Below are 17,707 nucleotides of genomic sequence, written 5' to 3' on the forward strand. Positions count from 1 at the left end.
TTATTTACCACTCAATTTCAATCGGTGTTCCCATTTCAACCAACTCCAAAAACTCATCCATTTCTTCGTTAGTAATTGCAATGCAACCGTTGGTCCAGTCAAAGCTTTGAATAAACTCTGGTTGTCGAGTGTCATCGTTTTTAATGCCATGTATTTTGATGTCCCCACCAGGGGCGACGCCTAATGCTTCGGCCTTAATGATGTCGTTTTGGTTTGGGTAGTCGATATGGATAGAGCGGTAAAATGCGGAGTCTTCGATAACAAAGTCGAGTTTGTATCGACCTTCTGGGGTTTTGTTATCGCCTTCCTGTACTTTGTGTCCTTTGGGATTTGCGCCCAAAGCGATACGAAATTCGCGAATGACTTGCTCGTCTTTTACTAAATACATTCTTCGTTTTGACTTGTCGATTTGAACAAGGTCGACAGCCGCAAAGCTGTTGATAGAAAATAGACATAAAATGGTGACAATTATAGCTTTCATAACACGCGATAGGTTTGTACTGCTTTCCTTACTATTTTACGTCACGCCGCTTCTAATGGGCAAAGGTAAGACTCAAAACGGTGAGCTTTAGCGAATTTATAGAAGTATAAAGATTGTGCAAATTGATGAAAATTATGGAAACAAGGTCAAATAAATGTCGTTTGTCTCAAGAATGTAGGAACTAAAAGCAGTGTTTTGCGGCAAGGTTAACAGTGGCTAGGATGCTGTGTTGATTGCATATTAAATGTTGACTAATTTTTTATTAAAAATTATACCAACAGCTAGGTCAGCACCATGTACTCTCGCGTTCTTTTAAAGCAGATCTCTTCAGCTAGAAACCTTCGTTATCTCGCTAATTTGATGTTCGCTTCTATTGATGATCTGCTTTCTCCACGAGCCGCGAGTGTGATTGTCAGCCCTAGCATGCACTCTTCTGGGCAACTACTTTTCACTCATGGTGAATGCACATCTATTGCCAAATACCCAGACACGTTTTGGAACTGGGCTGCTCAGTTTGATACCTCCGATAGCGTACTGCCACTTGCCATTAATACTTGTAAGTGGGATTACTTATCTTTAATGGGTGGTGAATCCTTTATCTTCATGCTGGATAACCATCCCGATATGCGCACTTTCTTAGTCATAGAGGCTGCAGACAGAGACACCTTTACTCGGCTTGAGCAATCAGGTCGTTTAGATTTCTTAATGCTCATTGCTTCGCGTTGGCAGTGCGTACGTGCTGAGCGAGAGGCCTCACGCGAATTTAAAAATCGTGATATTCGTGAAGCGAAATACTTAGATGAAATCAAACAGCGCGAGCACTTCATTGATAACATGAAACTGGTGCAAGAGATCGCGACAGATATGGCTAATCCAGAAACTCTTGATCAGCTATATAAAAAAGCGGTTGAAGCGGTGCGAGAACAGCTCAAGTTTGACCGAGCCGTATTCATGTTACTTGATATGAAAAAGCGCTGTTTCAGCGGTACTTACGGCACCGATGAGCAAGGCCGAACCATTAGCGAACATCATACTCAGTACGATTTACACCAATTAGAAGAGGAATATATAGAAGCCATTTTTGATGACTCTAGGAGTGTGGTTATCGCAGAAGACGCTCCCTTGTACACCGCAGGCAATGTTGTCGGTCAGGGGTGGAACGGTATGCTAATTCTTCGTGACGGTAATGAAACCATAGGTTGGATCAGCGTCGATAACTTTATCAACCGTCACCCAATTACGCCTTATCAAAAACAAGCGCTAGAAGCGTTTGGTCTGCAACTCTCCCAAATTTATATCCGTAAACGTCAAGAACAAAACGTTCGTATGCTACACGCTAGTATGGTGGAACTGTCTCGCTGTATGACCACCAAAGAGGTGTGTCGTTCGGCGGTGATGTTTGCAATTAACCGGCTAGGTATCGACCGTTTAGCGGTCTTCCTAACCAACCCCGAATGTACTTATATGAAAGGAACTTGGGGTACGGATATCCAAGGTAATATTGTTGATGAGTCCTATTACAGCTCAGAAACTCATGACCGCTCTATCGTGACGATGGCACGCGCCAACCCCAATGAAGTGGTATTTGAAGAGTCAGTGCCGATTTACCATGATTTTAATATTGTGGGTTTTGGCTGGACAGCCATGACCATGCTCACCAGTGCAACCGGTGAACCCATTGCTTTTATTGCCGCTGATAACTTGTTAAAGAGAACACCACTGACTTCTCAGCTACGCGAAGTGATTCGTATGTTTGCCTCTAATGTAACCGAAGTTTTATTGAAAACTAGAGCTCAAGAGGCCATTCATGAGTTGAACGACAATCTAGAAAGAGAAGTAAAAAGCCGTACCAAGCAGCTTCAAGAGGCCAATGAAAAGCTGGAACTACTCGCCAAAATGGACCCACTGACGCGTTTGGGTAACCGCAGAATGTTGGAACATTTGTTAGAATCGCAATGCATGGGGGGAAGGCAGCAACAGGGGACTTATGGACTGATCTTGCTGGATCTCGACCACTTTGGTTTGTTCAACAATCACTATGGGCATTTAGAAGGTGATATTGCTTTAATGCGAGTTGGTAATATCTTGAAGCACCATACCTCTCTGGAGCATGAAGTATTTTGTCGTATCGGTGGTGAAGAGTTTGTGCTGTTGGTTGCGAATAAATCGGAACAAGAAGTATCCGATCTCGCTGAGTGCATTCGTCAGTGTATTGAAGTAGAACGAATTAACCATGAAACAAGCCCGGTAGGTCAATATTTAACGGTGTCTATCGGTTATACCTATATGGAGTTGTCGCCAGACAAGTTTAACTTCGATTTACTGTATGGTTACGCCGACAAAGCGCTGTATAAAGCCAAAGATCAGGGAAGAAACCAGTGCGTAGGTTTAGTAAAAGATGAGGCGCTACAAATCTAATACCTCAGCCGTTAGGAAAGTAAAAAGGAGACAGTTGGTCTCCTTTTTACTTGGTTGCTGTGTTGGAATCATCTGGAATGTGGATAGACTCAGCCAATGCATCGTGAAATCAGCTAGCGGTCCGTTTCGCGTTGAGCGGTACATCGCTCCACTCTGAGTAGGGGACTGGTTTTCCAAATAAGAACCCTTGACCAAGCGGGCAATTAAGACGGGTAAGCGCTTGGGATTGTTGCTCTGTTTCTATCCCTTCTGCAATGATTTCAAACCCGAGCGTGGTAGACATATCAATGATGGTTTTCACCAAAGAGTGTTTCGCGTTATCTGCGTTCATTCTCTCGATAAAGACTCTATCGATCTTTAAACAATTGAATGGCAAGGTATGAATGTACGACAGTGAGCTGTAGCCCGTGCCGAAATCGTCAATTGCAATGCCAATTCCAAGTTTACGAATTGCATGCATGTTTCGAATGGTAACGTGGTCACTGTCAATCAACTTTGACTCGGTGATCTCTAGCGACAATTGCACTGGATTCATTCGAGTTTTTCGTATGATACTTTCGAGCGTTGGGACAAAGTCGGGCATCGCGAGTTGCTTAACAGATAAGTTAACATGAAGCTGAAAATTAGAAGGAAACTTGCCTTCATCGATACCTTTAACGGTGTCAGAACATGCCTTTTCGAGGATACACAAGCCAATATCGTTTATTAGGTCGTATTCTTCAGCCACTGAAATAAACTCTAGCGGTGAAATCAACCCGTGCTCAGGGCTTATCCAGCGAGCGAGCGCTTCGGCACCAGTAAACTGATGGGTGTTAAGGTCAATAAGTGGCTGATAGAAAGGGACGAACTCATTATTGTCCAATGCATCTTTAATGCGTGGAACCAGTTGCATCTTTTGTCTCGAGGCTTGATCCATTTGCAACTCGTATTGGCTTATTTTGGTGGGGCTTGACTTAGCGTGACTTAGAGCAATACTCCCTTTTCTTAACCACATCGACATGCTTTCTTGATCATTGACGTTTACCATGCCGATCGACGCATGAACTAGAGTTTGTTCTCCCTCAGTAGAAATGGGGGAAGCGAACAACTGAAGAATACGGTTTGCATTCAATCTATTGACGTCTTCACTGCACTCGCAATGGAGAAACAACGCAAACTCATCTCCTCCCACTCTTGCCATGTAGTGGTTTGAACCGTCGAACAAAGATTTAAGGCGTGCTGCGACGATCTTCAGTATTTGGTCACCATGATAGTGTCCCAAATTGTCATTGACCTCGCGGAACTTATCTAAGCCAATTATCATTAGGCAGCCAAGAGCGGGTTCAAGTGAGTCACACTTCTCTGCAAAACCCTGTCGACTGTAAATCTTAGTCAGACTGTCATATACAATTTGTTCTCTGAGGGCTTTAAACGAAGCTTGTAAATGTGTCGCCATTTCTTGGAATGAATACAGTAAAACGTTCGTTTCTCGAATGATTCCGCGTTTAGGTAGGGGACAATCCCAGTCGCCTTTTGCAAGATTATTGGCCGCTTTAGCCGTCCAGATAATGGGTAGCACCACTTGATGTAAAAGGTAGAATCCTAACAGTAGGCCGATAACGCCTGCTGCGAGTGCCGCAAACAAGCTATTTTCCTGTGTTTCAGCAAGAGCTCCTAATAGATTACTTTCGGAAATTGATACTCCAATGTACCAACTTAGCCCGTTTTCGTCGTTAAAGGGTGTTATGTGGTTAAAGTAACGTTCGTTGTTCAATACCATATCAAATGATAAAGGAGCGTTTTCGAGCATGCTGTTAGGTGAATTTATCTTATTGCTCACACCTTGAATTACCGCGTTTGGGCTTTCACTTAGCTTGGCGCGGTTGCTTTCAGAGAATATTGACGACTGAATAGAGTGCGCGACGAGTTGTTGATTGCTGTCGAAAATATAGATGAATGCATCGGTGAGATTTTGCTGCTCAGCGAGAAAAGAGTTGAATGTGTCGATTTTGATATCGAGAACGACCACGCCGCTGAATTTTCGTTGTGTGTATACTGGCGACAACGCAGAGAGCGTCACGTCTTTGCGTTCATCGACATTCGCGTAGATAGAAGACCACTTTGGAGATTTTGATTTTGCGACAGGTTCATACCAAGGCCTTGTTCGGGGATCATATCCTTCGATTGTTGAACGTATGTCCTGACTGATCGATTTACCACGGTATATAACTAAGTTTTGGTTAGTACGACTGTCTTGTAGCATCAACGTTTGACCACTGTTTGCCTCTTTCCGAAAGCCGACAAAGTCACCGACCTCGCTACCAAAAGCGATGACGTCGAGGTGTTCTATTTTGTTATATATGGCTTCGGCACTTTCTAACATATATTGCTCGATTCGCTGCATATCATTAGGTTGATACAAAGAGTTAAAGCTGATTGCATGGCTTAGTGCATAGCCGGCGTTGAACGGCTCTTTGAGGAAATGATCTAATTCTAAATCGACGGCGTGAGTGAGAGCATTAAGGCGCTTTTCACTGATATTGCTAAGCATGGACTCATAACTGGTTTGTTGGAACCAGAGTATTATGCTCATCGTTACAAAGAAGACACAGACAAACGGTAGGATGAGTGCAGTTTTGAGCTGGATCTGAAAGTTATCCGCCATAGTGAAACCACCTTTAAATTAAGGCCTCTGACGTTAGTTTCAAGAGTTTTGTTATTTGCTTTTATGCTGATTATCGCGCATTGAGTAATCTATGTTACCGATAGAAGTATAGACAAGATTTGTGCTCAAAATTGTGTAGAGCAGAGAGTCCTATATTAGAACCTGATGGTAGTAACTTTTATGTAGATTAGAGCCAAGGTAAACAGTATTACCTTGGCTCTGAAGTATGGTTATAGTTTGGCGAGATGTTCTTTTGAGGCTTTGCTGAATCGAGTTTGTTTTTCTAGTGCTTCGAGCATTTTTAACAACGTCTGAGTGTCGTTTTCAGATGGTGTTGTAGAAAACGCACGAGCTAGGCGACTTAAAGCGCTCTCGAATTCAGCTTTATCTTCCGACCTTAAATTTTGCTGCGACTGTAACCAACGTTGGCCGTAAAGCTGAGCTTGAATAACATCTTTGCGCTGTAACGCTTCTTTTAGTGCCGTGAGGTTATTGTCTGCAGGGTAAGGAGCACGCTGTTCTTCCTGCTTTGGCGTTTTACGTTGTTTTAAAAAGTACACTAATGTGGCTAGCCAAAGCGCGGCAAACAAGGCTGTGAGATAAGGCCAAACACCACTGTCTTTTAACGTCACCGTTTCAATTTTGACTGGTTGCTGGGGGGGCGGCGTAGAGGTTGGGGCAATGGTATTGAAAGCTTCACCTGGTTCTACGTTTAATACCAGCCCAGTTATACTGGCTGTTTTCGGTGTTTTAGTTTGGCTGTGCCACCAATTAACGCTGAGGTTATCCAGTTGAACTTCACCAGCTTGCTGCGGGATCAGCACCTGCTTGATGGTCATTGTCACTAGGCCATCATCATTGGTAGAGAAGTGTGGCTTCTCTGCGTACAAGCGAATGCTGTCTGGATAGTGAGTGACTAGATTCGGGAATTGTTCGGAAGTTAGCCCTTCGATAGACAGTGAGACCTCTCGTGTCAGTGATTCACCAACGCTGGTGTTAAATGGAGTGCTAGGGTCGATTTGATTGCCATCTTGATCTTTCCAAACCTGAGATAGCGTTAGCTTAGAGCTCGGTAACCAGAAACCTTGATACTGACTTGGTTTGGGTTCAACTGTGATTGCAAACTGCTCTGGCTTGGTATCGACAGAAATCAGCTTAGTAGTGCCCGTACGGTTGTTTCCATACACAACAGCGCCATTGAAGGCTGGTGCATTTAAAGTGTAGGTTCCTGACTCTAGCGCCGTAACTCGGTACGTTTGGTCAAGCACGGTCACTTCAACACCATCTAACACGCTTTGGTACTGGTTTGGCTCACCTTGCGCGGTTAGTGTCATCCCTTTTATTAAAGGTGGCACGACCTTAGGGTTTTGTAATCGACGAGGGTCGGCCTTAATGATCAGGCGAGATTTCAAAATCGCACTTTCGCTTGGGTAAAGCTGCGTTTTATCGAGGTGATTTTGTAGCTCGATCAACTCAGACACATCCGGCGTATCTTGATCCATGACGACGGTAATGTTGATCGGCTGAGACTCAGTTCCAGAAACCGAAAAGCTTGGAATGGTGTGCGTCCCTAACTTGAGAGCGGCAAGTGAAATGTTCCATTCGCTTCGTACATTACGTTCACCGTTAATGATGTTGACGGATGTTCCGAAGCTTGGCCTGCTGATGAAAAAATCGTCTTCTAACTGGCTGAAATCGATGTCACCAGATGATGCTTTTTCATCAACCACGACTCTTAGCTGAAACACTTCATTTTTAGCGACTTTGTTTTTGCTCACCGTTGCCCAAGCGGTTGCTGCCTGGCTGGATACACTAAATAACGCCATCGCGCATAATAAAGCCGCCATTAGGCTTTTGTGTAATTTCATCGTTACCATTTTTTACCTGTATCCTGCGGTGGTTGTTTCTGTTTAGCCTGCAGTAGCATCTGTGCTTGCAATAACCGGCTTGGATCACGAGCACTTTCTACTTGTTCTAAGCGTCTAATTTCAGGTGCGACGGATTCTTGATCTCCCATCGCTGATGACGCGGCCTGGCCATCTTGTGTTTCGCTACCATTTTGCGGTGATGTTTGAGCGAGCTCTGGCGATCCATTATTTTGCTCGTTGGATTCATCCGTTTGCGACTGGTTGCTCTGAGAGCTTTGCTCGGACAAGTCTTGTTGTGCTGGCCCTTTAGAAGGATCGCTAGGCTGTGGGCTTGTTTGAGCGGAGTCTTTGTCTGCCGAGTTAGGCTGAGAACTCTCTTGTGAGGAGCGATCAGCTTCGTCACTGTTTTGTGTTTGTTTGCTGTCTCCGGATTGACTATCTTCACCAGATTGGTCCTGAGCGCTATTGCCTTGTTGCTCTTTTTTTTCAGACGTCTGCTGAGAATCTTGTTGTTCTTCGGAATTCTCGCCATCAGAATGTTGCTGTTGCTGTTGCTGTTGCTGTTGCTGTTGCTGTTGCTGTTGCTGTTGCTGTTGCTGTTGCTGTAGCTGTTGCTGTTGCTGTTGCTGTTGCTGTTGCTGTTGAGCTTGTCGAACTACCTCTAAGTTACTCTTGGCATCTTGATTATCTGGGTTAGTTAACAGCAGTTGTTCATACAACTCAATGGCTTTGTCGTATTGACCATCCTGTGCGTATGCATTTGCAAGGTTATATTGAACGTCACTTCCTTCGAGCTCTGAGAGGGTTTGGATCGCACCTTTAAAGTCTCCTGCTTGATACTGAGCTGCGCCTTTCCATGCGGGGTCGGTAAACTTGTCACTGGCACTTTGGTAATCTTGCTGGTCAAAGTTCTTCATTGCGCTTTGATTGCTATTGAGAAAAGGGTTCGCTTCTGCTGAAGGTGTTGTAAGCAGTGGTACCGACACGAGCATAAGGCTGAGAATAACGCCCTTGCGGAACATTAACGCGGCTGGGATTAGCAGAAGAGGAAGTAGCCAGTAGCCGTTGTTAACTCGCTCTGAACTCGAGCTTTGGCCTTTAATTGCGGAGTCATCGAGTGCAGAGATTTGTGTGCGATTCAAAATACTGCTCACATCGTCATTGGTGCGGCGAATTGGTGTAAAGAAGCCATCAACACGGTTTGCTAAATCTTTCATGTTAGAAAAGTTGGTTTTTGCGACCACAGTGTTTCCTGATTCACTTTTGAGTAGTGAGCCGTCTTCCAGTGCAATCGGTGCACCCGCACGAGTGCCCACGCCCAAAATGGAAAGTTTCCAATCTGTACCTTGTAATAGCGATGTAATTTCAGTTGTTTCGTTGTCATCTAAGTCGTCGGCGAGCAAGACAATATGGCCGGACGAAAGCCCAGCATTAGTCATCATCTCTATCGCGAGCGCAACACCACTTGCCGCATTTGCACCCGGGTAGGGCATAAGTTCGGGCTTGAGGTTAGGAACTAATGTTTCGATAGTGTGGCTATCAGAGGTCATTGGGCTGATTGTGTATGCGTCCCCTGCGTAGGCGATGAGCCCAGTGACACCTTCATTCCAGCCACGAAGTAGATCGAGAGCTTTGTACCGAGTTTGAGTTAATCGATTTGGCTTAATATCTTTGGCATACATCGACATTGACATATCAACCACCAACACTCGTCCATTGGCCGCAGCAAAATTCGGTCGTTCAGACTTTTCAAAACTTGGCCCCGCGAGAGCGATAACCGCTAAGACAAGTGAACCTGTGGTTAGAGATACAAACCATTTAGAGCGTGTTGTGTTATCAATCCCCATCGCTTTGGCTAAATGGGGCGCAACAAGCTGCTGTGATTTGTCGCTGAAAAACACCCAGGCTAACAGTAATGCTAAGGGTATCAATGCAATCAGCCATTGTGGGTTTAGGAATAGTTCACCAAGAGAAGTTGGCATGACGAAAGTGGAGTCAGACATGATTTCTCCTTAACACGATCAGCACCAGTGATAGTACCAATGCCGCTCCTAATGGATATGGGAACCATTCGGTCTGCGGACGCCAGGTTTGTGTTGCTTGGCTAACCGGTTCAAGCTGATTAATTGTGTCGTAGATCTGGGCTAGGTCCTGGCTGTCGCGAGCTCGAAAATACTGCCCGCCAGTGATGTCGGCGATTTTAGTCAATGCTTGTTCATCTAAATCTTCGGCCGTATTCACTTTTCGCGTCATAAAGAAATCTTTTACCATCATTTCGCCAGCTCCAACGCCAACGGTATAAATGGTTGTACCGTATTTCTTGGCGATGTTGGCTGCTTCGATTGGATCAAGTACACCAGCGTTATTGCTACCGTCACTCAATAAAATCATGACTCGTTGTGGAGCATCACCGTCAATAAAGGTTTTGGTGGCCAGTCCGATGCCATCACCAATGGCGGTTTGGGTTCCTATTAAGCGCAATACCGTTTGGTTGAGTTGATCGGCAACGGTGTTCCTATCGAGGGTGAGTGGTGTTTGCAGATAGGCATGATCGGCAAACAAGACCAGCCCTAAGCGGTCGCCTTCTCGTTTGGCGATAAACTCTGACAGCACTTGTTTTACTGCTGTCAGGCGATCGATGTATTTATCACCCTGTTTCATGTCGGCTTGTTTCATCGAGTAAGATAAATCCACTACCAACATGACATCGCGGTGCTTAGGTTGGGCGGTAATGGGGTCTCCATACCAAACTGGCCTTGCTGAGGCAACAACTAGGCATATCCAAATTAGGGCAGCTAATAGTCGGGCTGCCCAGTTTTTAGGGGCGGTTTTTCCTTCGCTTTGGGGCAAATAGGGCAAGTGAATGGGCGTGGTTTGGCGCGTTGCCGGCGCTCGCCAATAGATGAGTATTGGCAGCGGAAGTACAGCTAGCATCCACCACCATTCAAGTGCAAAATTAGCCAAGCTTGGCTCTCCCTTTCTTCGGCGGCAAAGCGTCATTTACCCACTGATAGCAGTGCTCTACCAGTTCTTCAGGGTTTTCGACTGCGTCTTTTTGGTAAAGCGCTGCTTGCCATTGGTGTTCATTTGGTTGGAAAAGAGGATCTGTGAGTTGAGAGTCCAAAAATGCATACCATTCTTTTCCAGTAAGTTGTGCTACTTGCTCCCTAGGGAAGTAGCACAGAGCAGCTTGACGTACGAGCTCGATAGCTGCAGACGGTTTTACCGCAGTATGTGAAGGTTTCAGCAAGCGAAGTGCGGTCTTTTTCGGAGCCTGCTTCTTTTTGTTCCAGCGTATAAGCAATACGACAGCGAGTATCGCTACAAGGATTGCCGCAAAAGATGCCCACCATCCCCATGCAAGGGGGAACCAAGAAGGTGCGTCTGGAAGATGCAATGCCTTCAATGGTAATTCGAGAGTAGGTAGCGTTGAGTCTGATGATTCCTTCATTAATGTTGTCCAGATAATTGTTGTAATAATGGTTGGTCACTTACCAATGAGGTAAAGGTGATGCCGTGTGATTGGCAGATCTCCTGAACGGCGTTCACTTTACTCATATAGGCATTAGCGAGCTGTTTTCTTGTTGCGCGAGAAGAAAAATCAAACCACTGCGTTTTCTCTTTATCCGCGACTTGTTGTATTCCTCGGTAGTTTGTTACTCCCTGTTCCAAAGGGTCTGAAAAATGTACGACTCGAACGAGGTTGTGTTGTCGTAGGCGAGCCAATAGAGCTTGGTTGCTTTCACTAAAGCGAACAAAATCACTCAGCAAAATCACTTCGCTTCCTTTTGGGCATAGCCGATTAAGTGCTTCAAAAGCGGGCGCCATTGAGGTTGCTTCGGTTACCGCGGTTCGACCAAGAAGGTTATTGTGCTCAGTGATGAGCTGTTGAATGATTTGTAACGGACCGCTGTTGCGAGCACTTGGCTTAATGTCCAGTAACTGGCTGCCAGTGTCTATGACTGCACCGACTCGGTCTTGATTAGCGACAGATAGCCAACTAATCAGACTTGCCATATGGGCCATTTGAACTGATTTCAAAAGTAGCTTTGACCCAAAGTACATGCTGGAAGACAAATCGATATAGAGAACGACTGGCTTTTCTCGCTCTTCGGTAAACAATTTAGTATGAGGTTTACCCGTGCGCGCGGTGACTCGCCAGTCAATGCTTCGGATATCATCTCCTGCTTGGTACTGGCGTACTTCAGCGAAATCCATGCCTCTACCCAGCCTGCGACTTTGGTGCTGTCCGAGCATTTGAGACCATAAACTTTTGGCTGGCGGTAACCAATGAACAGTTTGTTGTTTGTAAAACAACAGTTCATCGAGTGACAATGTCACGCCATCAGTGCTTGGTGGAAGTTTTGAATCCATGTTGTTACTCAATTCATGCACTGCCCACGAGTGACAGAAGTTGATTGATCACTTGATTCGGGTGAACACCTTCTGCTTGCGCTTGATAGCTGAGTAGGAGGCGGTGACGAAGCACAGGAAACGCCATGGCCTGAACATCTTCAGGGGAGACAAAGTCACGGCCTGCAAGCCAAGCGTGAGCGCGCGCACAGCGGTCTAGAGCAATAGTCGCACGTGGGCTTACACCAAGTTCAATCCATTGCGCTAGGGTACTGTCGTATTCACTAGGTTGGCGAGTCGCTATCACTAAGCGAATAATGTATTGCTCAATACTTTCAGCCATGTGGATGTTGAGCACTTCTTGGCGGGCAGCAAAAATATCGGTCTGAGTCAGCTTTGGTGGTGTTGTACTTGTTTCACCTTTCGCTTCACCGCGGTTGAGACGAAGGATTTCCAACTCGCTTTGAGCGTCTGGGTAATTCACGTCAAGGTGTAGTAAGAAACGGTCGAGCTGCGCTTCTGGAAGGGGGTACGTGCCTTCCTGCTCAATGGGGTTTTGAGTAGCCATTACCAGAAATAGCTCTGGTAATTTGTAAGTCTTGCGACCTGCTGTGATCTGCTTTTCAGCCATGGCTTCGAGCATCGCAGCTTGAACTTTCGCCGGAGCACGGTTGATTTCATCTGCCAAAAGCAGTGAATTGAAAATTGGACCAGACTGGAACACAAACTCACCGGTTTCCGGCCTGAATATATCGGTACCAGTTAAATCAGCTGGAAGTAGGTCAGGAGTAAACTGAATGCGGTGGAAATCCCCTTCAATACAATTGGCCAAAGATTTCACAGCACGAGTTTTAGCAAGCCCAGGAGGGCCTTCAACTAAGATGTGGCCATCAGCGAGTAGAGCGACAAGCAGTTGTTTTACTAGGTCTGCTTGACCGATCACTTGGCCTTGTAGGTAGTGCTGTAGTTGTTGTAATGCTGAAGAATTCATGAGTATTTATCTCCTAATTTTTCAATTAGTGAGTCAGTAAGGTAAAAAGTTCCGTAAGAAATGCTGTAAACCTAATCGTTTGGTTAGGTTTTATTCAATCATATTGCCTTATCTATCAGTTAATTAGGATATGGGGATTATGAGCTTTGTTCCAAGGGTTTTAGTTTAGAAAAGTTAGTTTTTGTAAATGAGGCATTCTGGGGACTTTTTACAAGTTGAATGGATGGGTGGCAACGAGCTGGAATGTAGATCCGAACGGTGAAAATAGGTAAACTTTGCCGTAGTTATTATTTGAAGGTAAGTACAATGAGTGATTTCGAAAAAGAACTAGAAGCGATGTCTCAGCAAATGACTGAAGAGCCTGAAGTTAAGCTTCCATCACTTGAAGAGCAAAAAGCTGTGGTTGCAGAGCTTAAGAAGCTTGAAGCAGAAGGTAAACTGACTCCAGAAGTGATGGAACAGTACTTCGGCAAGTTCTACGCAAAGACGGATACTCCAATCCACTAAGGCTTCTGGACACTCATAAAGAAATGATATGAGTGCATAGTATTTTGAAAGGCCGCGCATGCGGCTTTTTTATCAAGGAACCCACGATGTTTATTGTTTATCGCTTATTAAAGCTTGCGATTATCTGCGCGGTTTTTTTCTCCATCTACGATTTTATTGCTTTCGGAGAACTGACTTGGGTAGATAGATTGCTCGATAAAATCTAATGCTATCCGGTGATAGAGCTCTTAAGTAAATGCATAAAAAAAAGCCGCTGATTCAGCGGCTTTTTTTATTATTGGTTAACTCGAAGAAAGGTTACTTAACCGTCCACTCAATTGCCTCGCCACCACGGATAGGTACCACGATGTCGCTACCAAAAGGCATTGATTCAGGGACTGCCCAGCTTTCTTTCGTTAGCGTCACTGTGTCTTGGTTGCGAGGGATACCATAGAAGTCAGGGCCATTGTGACTTGCGAACGCTTCTAGGTTTTCTAGCTTACCTTCTTGCTCAAATACTTCGGCGTATAGCTCCAATGCTGCGTGTGCAGTGTACGAACCTGCGCAGCCACATGCCGCTTCTTTCATGCCTTTCGCGTGAGGGGCTGAGTCAGTACCTAAGAAGAATTTGCCGCTGCCACTTGTTGCCGCTTCAATCAGCGCTTGTTGGTGCGTGTTACGCTTCAAAATCGGTAGGCAGTAGAAGTGAGGTTTAATGCCACCAACCAACATGTGGTTGCGGTTATAGAGTAAGTGGTGAGCGGTGATAGTAGCAGCAACGTTCTCGTTCGCATTTTTCACGAAGTTTGCTGCATCGGCTGTCGTAATGTGCTCAAGAACGATTTTTAACTCAGGGAAGTCGTTCACAATTGGAGCCAGAACAGTATCTAAGAACTCCTTCTCACGGTCAAAGATATCAACATCGTGTGTGGTTACTTCACCGTGAACAAGGAGCAGCATGCCAACTTCTTGCATTGCTTCAAGAACTGGGTAGATGTTCTTGGCAGACGTTACGCCTGAATCTGAGTTTGTAGTCGCGCCAGCTGGGTATAGCTTAGCTGCGACAACAGCGCCAGAAGCTTTAGCTTTGCGAATTTCGTCAGGTGATGTGTTATCGGTGAGGTAAAGCGCCATCAAAGGTTGGAATTGCTCACTTGGTTTTTGAGCCATGATGCGATCACGGTAAGCAATAGCCATTTCAGTATCGGTAACTGGTGGGACGGTGTTTGGCATGATTAGCGCTCGGCCGTTGTAACGGCTGATGTCGCGTACGGTATCAACAAGAACTTCGCCATCGCGAAGGTGAACGTGCCAGTCGTCAGGACGAGTGATCGTAAGTGTTGTCATTAAGGGCTCCCACCATTGAATAGTTTTCTGATTGGAGCCTAAACTGAAGCGAAATCTGTGAAAGCAAACGCTTCCGTTTAGGCGACAGGATGATAGAGGAAAACCCCTTTGATTTCATCCTATTTTTGAAACAGCGGGAAATTAGCGTTTAGTTTACGGGTTATTTAAGTGTTAACCAAAGTGCGTGGATCATCCCTGGAACAAAGAAAATAAGCGTTAGGATAAGGTTGATAATGAAGTCTTTACCAAACCCTTTTGAGACAAATACAGCGAAAGGTGGAATCACTACACACAAGATGATCATCAGTAGGCGGTTAGTATCATTCATAACAAGTCTCTTTAGTTTTTGATTGGAGAGGGCCGTGTTCGAAAGAAAAAACAACCAATTGTTATTCAACTGTTTCCCCTTTGAGTCGGATTATGCATTATCATGGCGCATCAATAAAAAAATACAATAGGATCAGCAATGTCGACAGCTAAGCTCACACAAATTAATGTCTACCCAGTTAAGTCTGTTGGAGGAATTTCACTTTCTACCTCTTGGGTTGAGAAGCAAGGATTGGCTTTTGATAGACGATTCATGGTCGCGTTGGCTGATGGCAGTATGGTCACCGCTCGTAAGTTCCCTCAGATGGTTAAAGTGACATCGACCTTGCTAGCGGATGGATTGATCTTTACCGCTCCTAATTTATCACCTCTGAAACTGAGTTACTCATCTTTCAAAATGCAGCCTGCGCCAGCCACGGTGTGGAAAGACACTTTTGAAGCGTTTACAACGACCGATGAAGCGGATGATTGGTTCAGCGAAGTGCTCGGTCAACGTGTTGAGTTACTTTACACTGGTGAGCAATCTCAGCGTGTTCGTGACAAGCTTGGACACAATGTGAGCTTCGCAGACGGCTATCCAGTATTGGTAATCAGTGAGGCTTCGTTAGATGAGTTGAACCGTCGTAGTCCAGAACAGCACAGTATGGACCAATTTCGTACTAACCTTGTTGTGAGTGGAAGTGAGCCGTTTATTGAAGACAGCTGGAAGCGAATTCGCATAGGTGAAGTCGAGTTCGAAAGTGTAAAGCCGTGTGAACGTTGCATTCTAACAACAGTTGATGTCGAGAAAGGTGCATTCAGAGAAAGCAAAGAGCCACTCAATACTTTAAGCCAATTTAGAGCAAATGAACGTGGTGGGGTGTTCTTTGGGCAAAACCTTGTTGCGAAGAACGAGGGCCTAATTCAAGCGGGTGACGAGATTGAAGTCCTCGAATATAAAGACAAAGAAGTTTACCAAGATACCTCGCCAACTAAGCTGACAATGACATGTGTAGAACGTGAAGAAATTGCCAAAGATTTTGTGACTTTCTGGCTAGAACCTCAGCACTCCTCAACACCTAGCTATCAGCCAGGTCAACACTTGCCAATCGAAGTAACGATTGATGGTGAGCATGTTGGACGCCGTTACACGCTATCATCAAGCCCATCTCGCCCGGGACGACTGGCAATATCGGTGAAGCGTATTGATGGTGGCCGCGTGTCAAACTGGCTGGCCGATCATCTTAAAGTGGGCGACTCGCTCACCACAGAAATGCCAGATGGCAGTTTTCATTTGAGTGAAGACATGAATCAACCACTGTTGTTGCTTTCGGCGGGCAGTGGTGTTACTCCGATGCTTTCAATGCTTAGATACTTAGCAGACCACAATCAAATAGATGATGTTGTCTTTTACCACCAATGCCGAAGTGCAGAAGATATTCCTTGTAAGGAGGAACTTGACCAGTTGAAGCGTGAGCACCCTGGACTGAAAGTGTTGATTTCATTATCTCAAGCTCCAATCGATTGGTTTGGGTTGAAAGGTCGCATCAGCTTATCTCACATCAAACAGATCAAAGATGCTGAGAAACGACAAGTATTTGTGTGTGGCCCAGATGGATTTATGCAAAAAGCCAAAAGCTTGCTGCTAAAGAAAGGGTTGCCAGAAGATCACTACCATCAGGAAGCGTTTGGTGTTGCTCAAATTTCAACGGCACCGCTTAAGTCGGTGCAATTGAGTGTGAACGGCACTGTCTTTGAAGGAAATAACCAAGAAACGTTGTTAGAACAAGCCGAGAAAGCAGGGATTGCCATCACTCATACTTGTCGCGCAGGCTTGTGTGGTGCATGTAAAGTGACGGTTGAGTCAGGTAAGGTGCATCAGCCAGATGTTCCAGCCCTACAAGACGATGAAAAGCACATGGGGGTTGCGTTAGCGTGTTGCTGCGTTCCTCAAACGGATATTGAAGTGGTTAGTTAACGGCTTTTTCTACTAAGTTCAATACAAGAAAAGCCCTTAGTTCGATGAGCTAAGGGCTTTTTAATACACGCCGAATACTGAATAAATTTTATGTAGTGTTTTCGTGGTATCGGCCAACTGACTGCTAGTAATAAGCTCCTAGATAATAAATAAATCCAACCGTATGCATAACTGTTCGATCGGACAGGTTTTCTAAGTAAATCTATCTACTACGTTGACATCTCCATCAATAAAAAGGAGATGTAACATGTCTATTTCAATTTTGTCCCACACATTTAGCGAAATTCCTACCGGTGATTACGACGACTTATTGTCGTTACGTTACAAGGTTTTCGCTAAGCGTTTGAATTGGGAGCTCAATGTTGAGCAACAGAAAGAAACAGATGAGTACGATGTCGATAGAGCGCATTATTTGTATGCTAAACAAGAGCACGGGCCAGTGATTGGGTGCTGGCGTGTTCTTCCGACAACACAAGACTACATGCTAAAGGACACTTTTCCGATTTTGCTTGGCGAGCAAGAAGCGCCACAGGAAGAAAGGGTGTTTGAGCTCAGCCGATTTGCAGTTGATAAGGAGTTTTCAGCTCAAGCGGGTGGTGTGAGTAATGTGACGATGAAGATGTTTCAGGCCTTGTACCAACACGCAAAATCGCATGAGATTGACTCATATGTGACAGTGACTTCGGTAGCGATAGAGAAATTAATCAGCCGTATGGGGATCCCAAACTCTAGGATAGGAGACCAGCAAGTCCATCTGCTGGGAGATACGCGTTCCGTGGTACTTCACATTCCGATGAATGAGCAATACAGGCAAAGTGTTGGCGCTTAGTGATTC

Annotated in this window: 14 protein-coding genes; 4 read left to right on the plus strand and 10 right to left on the minus strand. The window is 45.2% G+C overall.

The window, feature by feature from the left end; all coding sequences use genetic code 11:
- Window positions 1–4: 4 nt before the first annotated feature.
- A complete protein-coding gene (locus tag J4N42_RS17265) occupies window positions 5–481 on the minus strand; it encodes a L,D-transpeptidase family protein (protein ID WP_252033795.1) in 477 nt (158 codons plus the stop codon).
- A 294-nt stretch (window positions 482–775) separates the two neighbouring features.
- On the opposite strand from J4N42_RS17265, the gene J4N42_RS17270 reads away from it, so the two are divergent.
- Window positions 776–2,899 carry a sensor domain-containing diguanylate cyclase gene (locus J4N42_RS17270; protein ID WP_252033796.1) on the plus strand — a complete coding sequence of 708 codons (2,124 nt, stop codon included), beginning with the start codon at window positions 776–778 and terminating at the stop codon, window positions 2,897–2,899.
- A 109-nt stretch (window positions 2,900–3,008) separates the two neighbouring features.
- Here J4N42_RS17270 and J4N42_RS17275 read toward each other — a convergent pair whose 3' ends face one another.
- The 7 genes from J4N42_RS17275 to J4N42_RS17305 form a co-directional block, all read right to left on the minus strand.
- Entirely contained in the window at window positions 3,009–5,543 is a 2,535-nt protein-coding gene (locus J4N42_RS17275) for a bifunctional diguanylate cyclase/phosphodiesterase (RefSeq protein WP_252033798.1), read from the minus strand.
- A gap of 230 nt (window positions 5,544–5,773) precedes the next feature.
- On the minus strand, window positions 5,774–7,411 hold the full coding sequence (locus tag J4N42_RS17280; RefSeq protein WP_252033800.1) for a BatD family protein: 1,638 nt from the start codon (window positions 7,409–7,411) through the stop codon (window positions 5,774–5,776).
- 2 nt (window positions 7,412–7,413) lie between these two features.
- Window positions 7,414–9,414 carry a VWA domain-containing protein gene (locus tag J4N42_RS17285; RefSeq protein WP_252033802.1) on the minus strand — a complete coding sequence of 667 codons (2,001 nt, stop codon included), beginning with the start codon at window positions 9,412–9,414 and terminating at the stop codon, window positions 7,414–7,416.
- Entirely contained in the window at window positions 9,407–10,375 is a 969-nt protein-coding gene (locus J4N42_RS17290) for a vWA domain-containing protein (RefSeq protein ID WP_252033804.1), read from the minus strand. Before J4N42_RS17290 ends, J4N42_RS17285 begins: the two co-directional genes overlap by 8 nt.
- Complete coding sequence (locus tag J4N42_RS17295; RefSeq protein WP_252033806.1) at window positions 10,368–10,862, minus strand: DUF4381 domain-containing protein; 495 nt, start codon at window positions 10,860–10,862, stop codon at window positions 10,368–10,370. The genes J4N42_RS17290 and J4N42_RS17295 overlap by 8 nt, the downstream gene beginning before the upstream one ends.
- On the minus strand, window positions 10,862–11,785 hold the full coding sequence (locus J4N42_RS17300) for a DUF58 domain-containing protein (protein ID WP_252033808.1): 924 nt from the start codon (window positions 11,783–11,785) through the stop codon (window positions 10,862–10,864). The genes J4N42_RS17295 and J4N42_RS17300 overlap by 1 nt, the downstream gene beginning before the upstream one ends.
- A 13-nt stretch (window positions 11,786–11,798) precedes the next feature.
- Window positions 11,799–12,755, minus strand: a complete 957-nt coding sequence (locus J4N42_RS17305) for an AAA family ATPase (protein ID WP_252033810.1) — start codon at window positions 12,753–12,755, stop codon at window positions 11,799–11,801.
- A 306-nt stretch (window positions 12,756–13,061) separates the two neighbouring features.
- Here J4N42_RS17305 and J4N42_RS17310 point away from each other — a divergent pair, with 306 nt between their 5' ends.
- Entirely contained in the window at window positions 13,062–13,262 is a 201-nt protein-coding gene (locus J4N42_RS17310; protein ID WP_252033812.1) for a restriction endonuclease subunit S domain-containing protein, read from the plus strand.
- 297 nt (window positions 13,263–13,559) lie between these two features.
- Here J4N42_RS17310 and pyrC read toward each other — a convergent pair whose 3' ends face one another.
- Window positions 13,560–14,588 (minus strand): dihydroorotase, encoded by a 1,029-nt coding sequence (pyrC, locus tag J4N42_RS17315; RefSeq protein ID WP_252033814.1) that lies wholly within the window; start codon window positions 14,586–14,588, stop codon window positions 13,560–13,562.
- 160 nt (window positions 14,589–14,748) lie between these two features.
- Complete coding sequence (locus J4N42_RS17320; protein WP_252033816.1) at window positions 14,749–14,916, minus strand: YqaE/Pmp3 family membrane protein; 168 nt, start codon at window positions 14,914–14,916, stop codon at window positions 14,749–14,751.
- A 138-nt stretch (window positions 14,917–15,054) separates the two neighbouring features.
- Between J4N42_RS17320 and J4N42_RS17325 the strand changes: the two genes are divergently transcribed.
- Both J4N42_RS17325 and J4N42_RS17330 read left to right on the plus strand, forming a co-directional pair.
- Complete coding sequence (locus J4N42_RS17325) at window positions 15,055–16,872, plus strand: hybrid-cluster NAD(P)-dependent oxidoreductase (RefSeq protein ID WP_252033818.1); 1,818 nt, start codon at window positions 15,055–15,057, stop codon at window positions 16,870–16,872.
- 247 nt (window positions 16,873–17,119) lie between these two features.
- Window positions 17,120–17,701, plus strand: a complete 582-nt coding sequence (locus J4N42_RS17330; RefSeq protein ID WP_252033820.1) for an acyl-homoserine-lactone synthase — start codon at window positions 17,120–17,122, stop codon at window positions 17,699–17,701.
- Window positions 17,702–17,707 lie beyond the last annotated feature (6 nt).

This window comes from Vibrio sp. SCSIO 43135 (assembly GCF_023716665.1).
Taxonomy (GTDB): domain Bacteria; phylum Pseudomonadota; class Gammaproteobacteria; order Enterobacterales; family Vibrionaceae; genus Vibrio; species Vibrio paucivorans.

What these genes read in the sequence shown, in the direction of transcription:
- J4N42_RS17325 (WP_252033818.1), top strand. Translation starts at nt 15,055, where the DNA reads ATGTCGACAGCTAAGCTCACACAAATTAATGTCTACCCAGTTAAGTCT.
- J4N42_RS17310 (WP_252033812.1), top strand. Translation starts at nt 13,062, where the DNA reads ATGAGTGATTTCGAAAAAGAACTAGAAGCGATGTCTCAGCAAATGACT.
- J4N42_RS17330 (WP_252033820.1), top strand. Translation starts at nt 17,120, where the DNA reads ATGTCTATTTCAATTTTGTCCCACACATTTAGCGAAATTCCTACCGGT.
- J4N42_RS17305 (WP_252033810.1), bottom strand. Translation starts at nt 12,755, where the DNA reads ATGAATTCTTCAGCATTACAACAACTACAGCACTACCTACAAGGCCAA.
- J4N42_RS17265 (WP_252033795.1), bottom strand. Translation starts at nt 481, where the DNA reads ATGAAAGCTATAATTGTCACCATTTTATGTCTATTTTCTATCAACAGC.
- J4N42_RS17275 (WP_252033798.1), bottom strand. Translation starts at nt 5,543, where the DNA reads ATGGCGGATAACTTTCAGATCCAGCTCAAAACTGCACTCATCCTACCG.
- J4N42_RS17280 (WP_252033800.1), bottom strand. Translation starts at nt 7,411, where the DNA reads ATGAAATTACACAAAAGCCTAATGGCGGCTTTATTATGCGCGATGGCG.
- J4N42_RS17320 (WP_252033816.1), bottom strand. Translation starts at nt 14,916, where the DNA reads ATGAATGATACTAACCGCCTACTGATGATCATCTTGTGTGTAGTGATT.
- J4N42_RS17285 (WP_252033802.1), bottom strand. Translation starts at nt 9,414, where the DNA reads ATGTCTGACTCCACTTTCGTCATGCCAACTTCTCTTGGTGAACTATTC.
- J4N42_RS17270 (WP_252033796.1), top strand. Translation starts at nt 776, where the DNA reads ATGTACTCTCGCGTTCTTTTAAAGCAGATCTCTTCAGCTAGAAACCTT.
- J4N42_RS17300 (WP_252033808.1), bottom strand. Translation starts at nt 11,785, where the DNA reads ATGGATTCAAAACTTCCACCAAGCACTGATGGCGTGACATTGTCACTC.
- pyrC (WP_252033814.1), bottom strand. Translation starts at nt 14,588, where the DNA reads ATGACAACACTTACGATCACTCGTCCTGACGACTGGCACGTTCACCTT.
- J4N42_RS17295 (WP_252033806.1), bottom strand. Translation starts at nt 10,862, where the DNA reads ATGAAGGAATCATCAGACTCAACGCTACCTACTCTCGAATTACCATTG.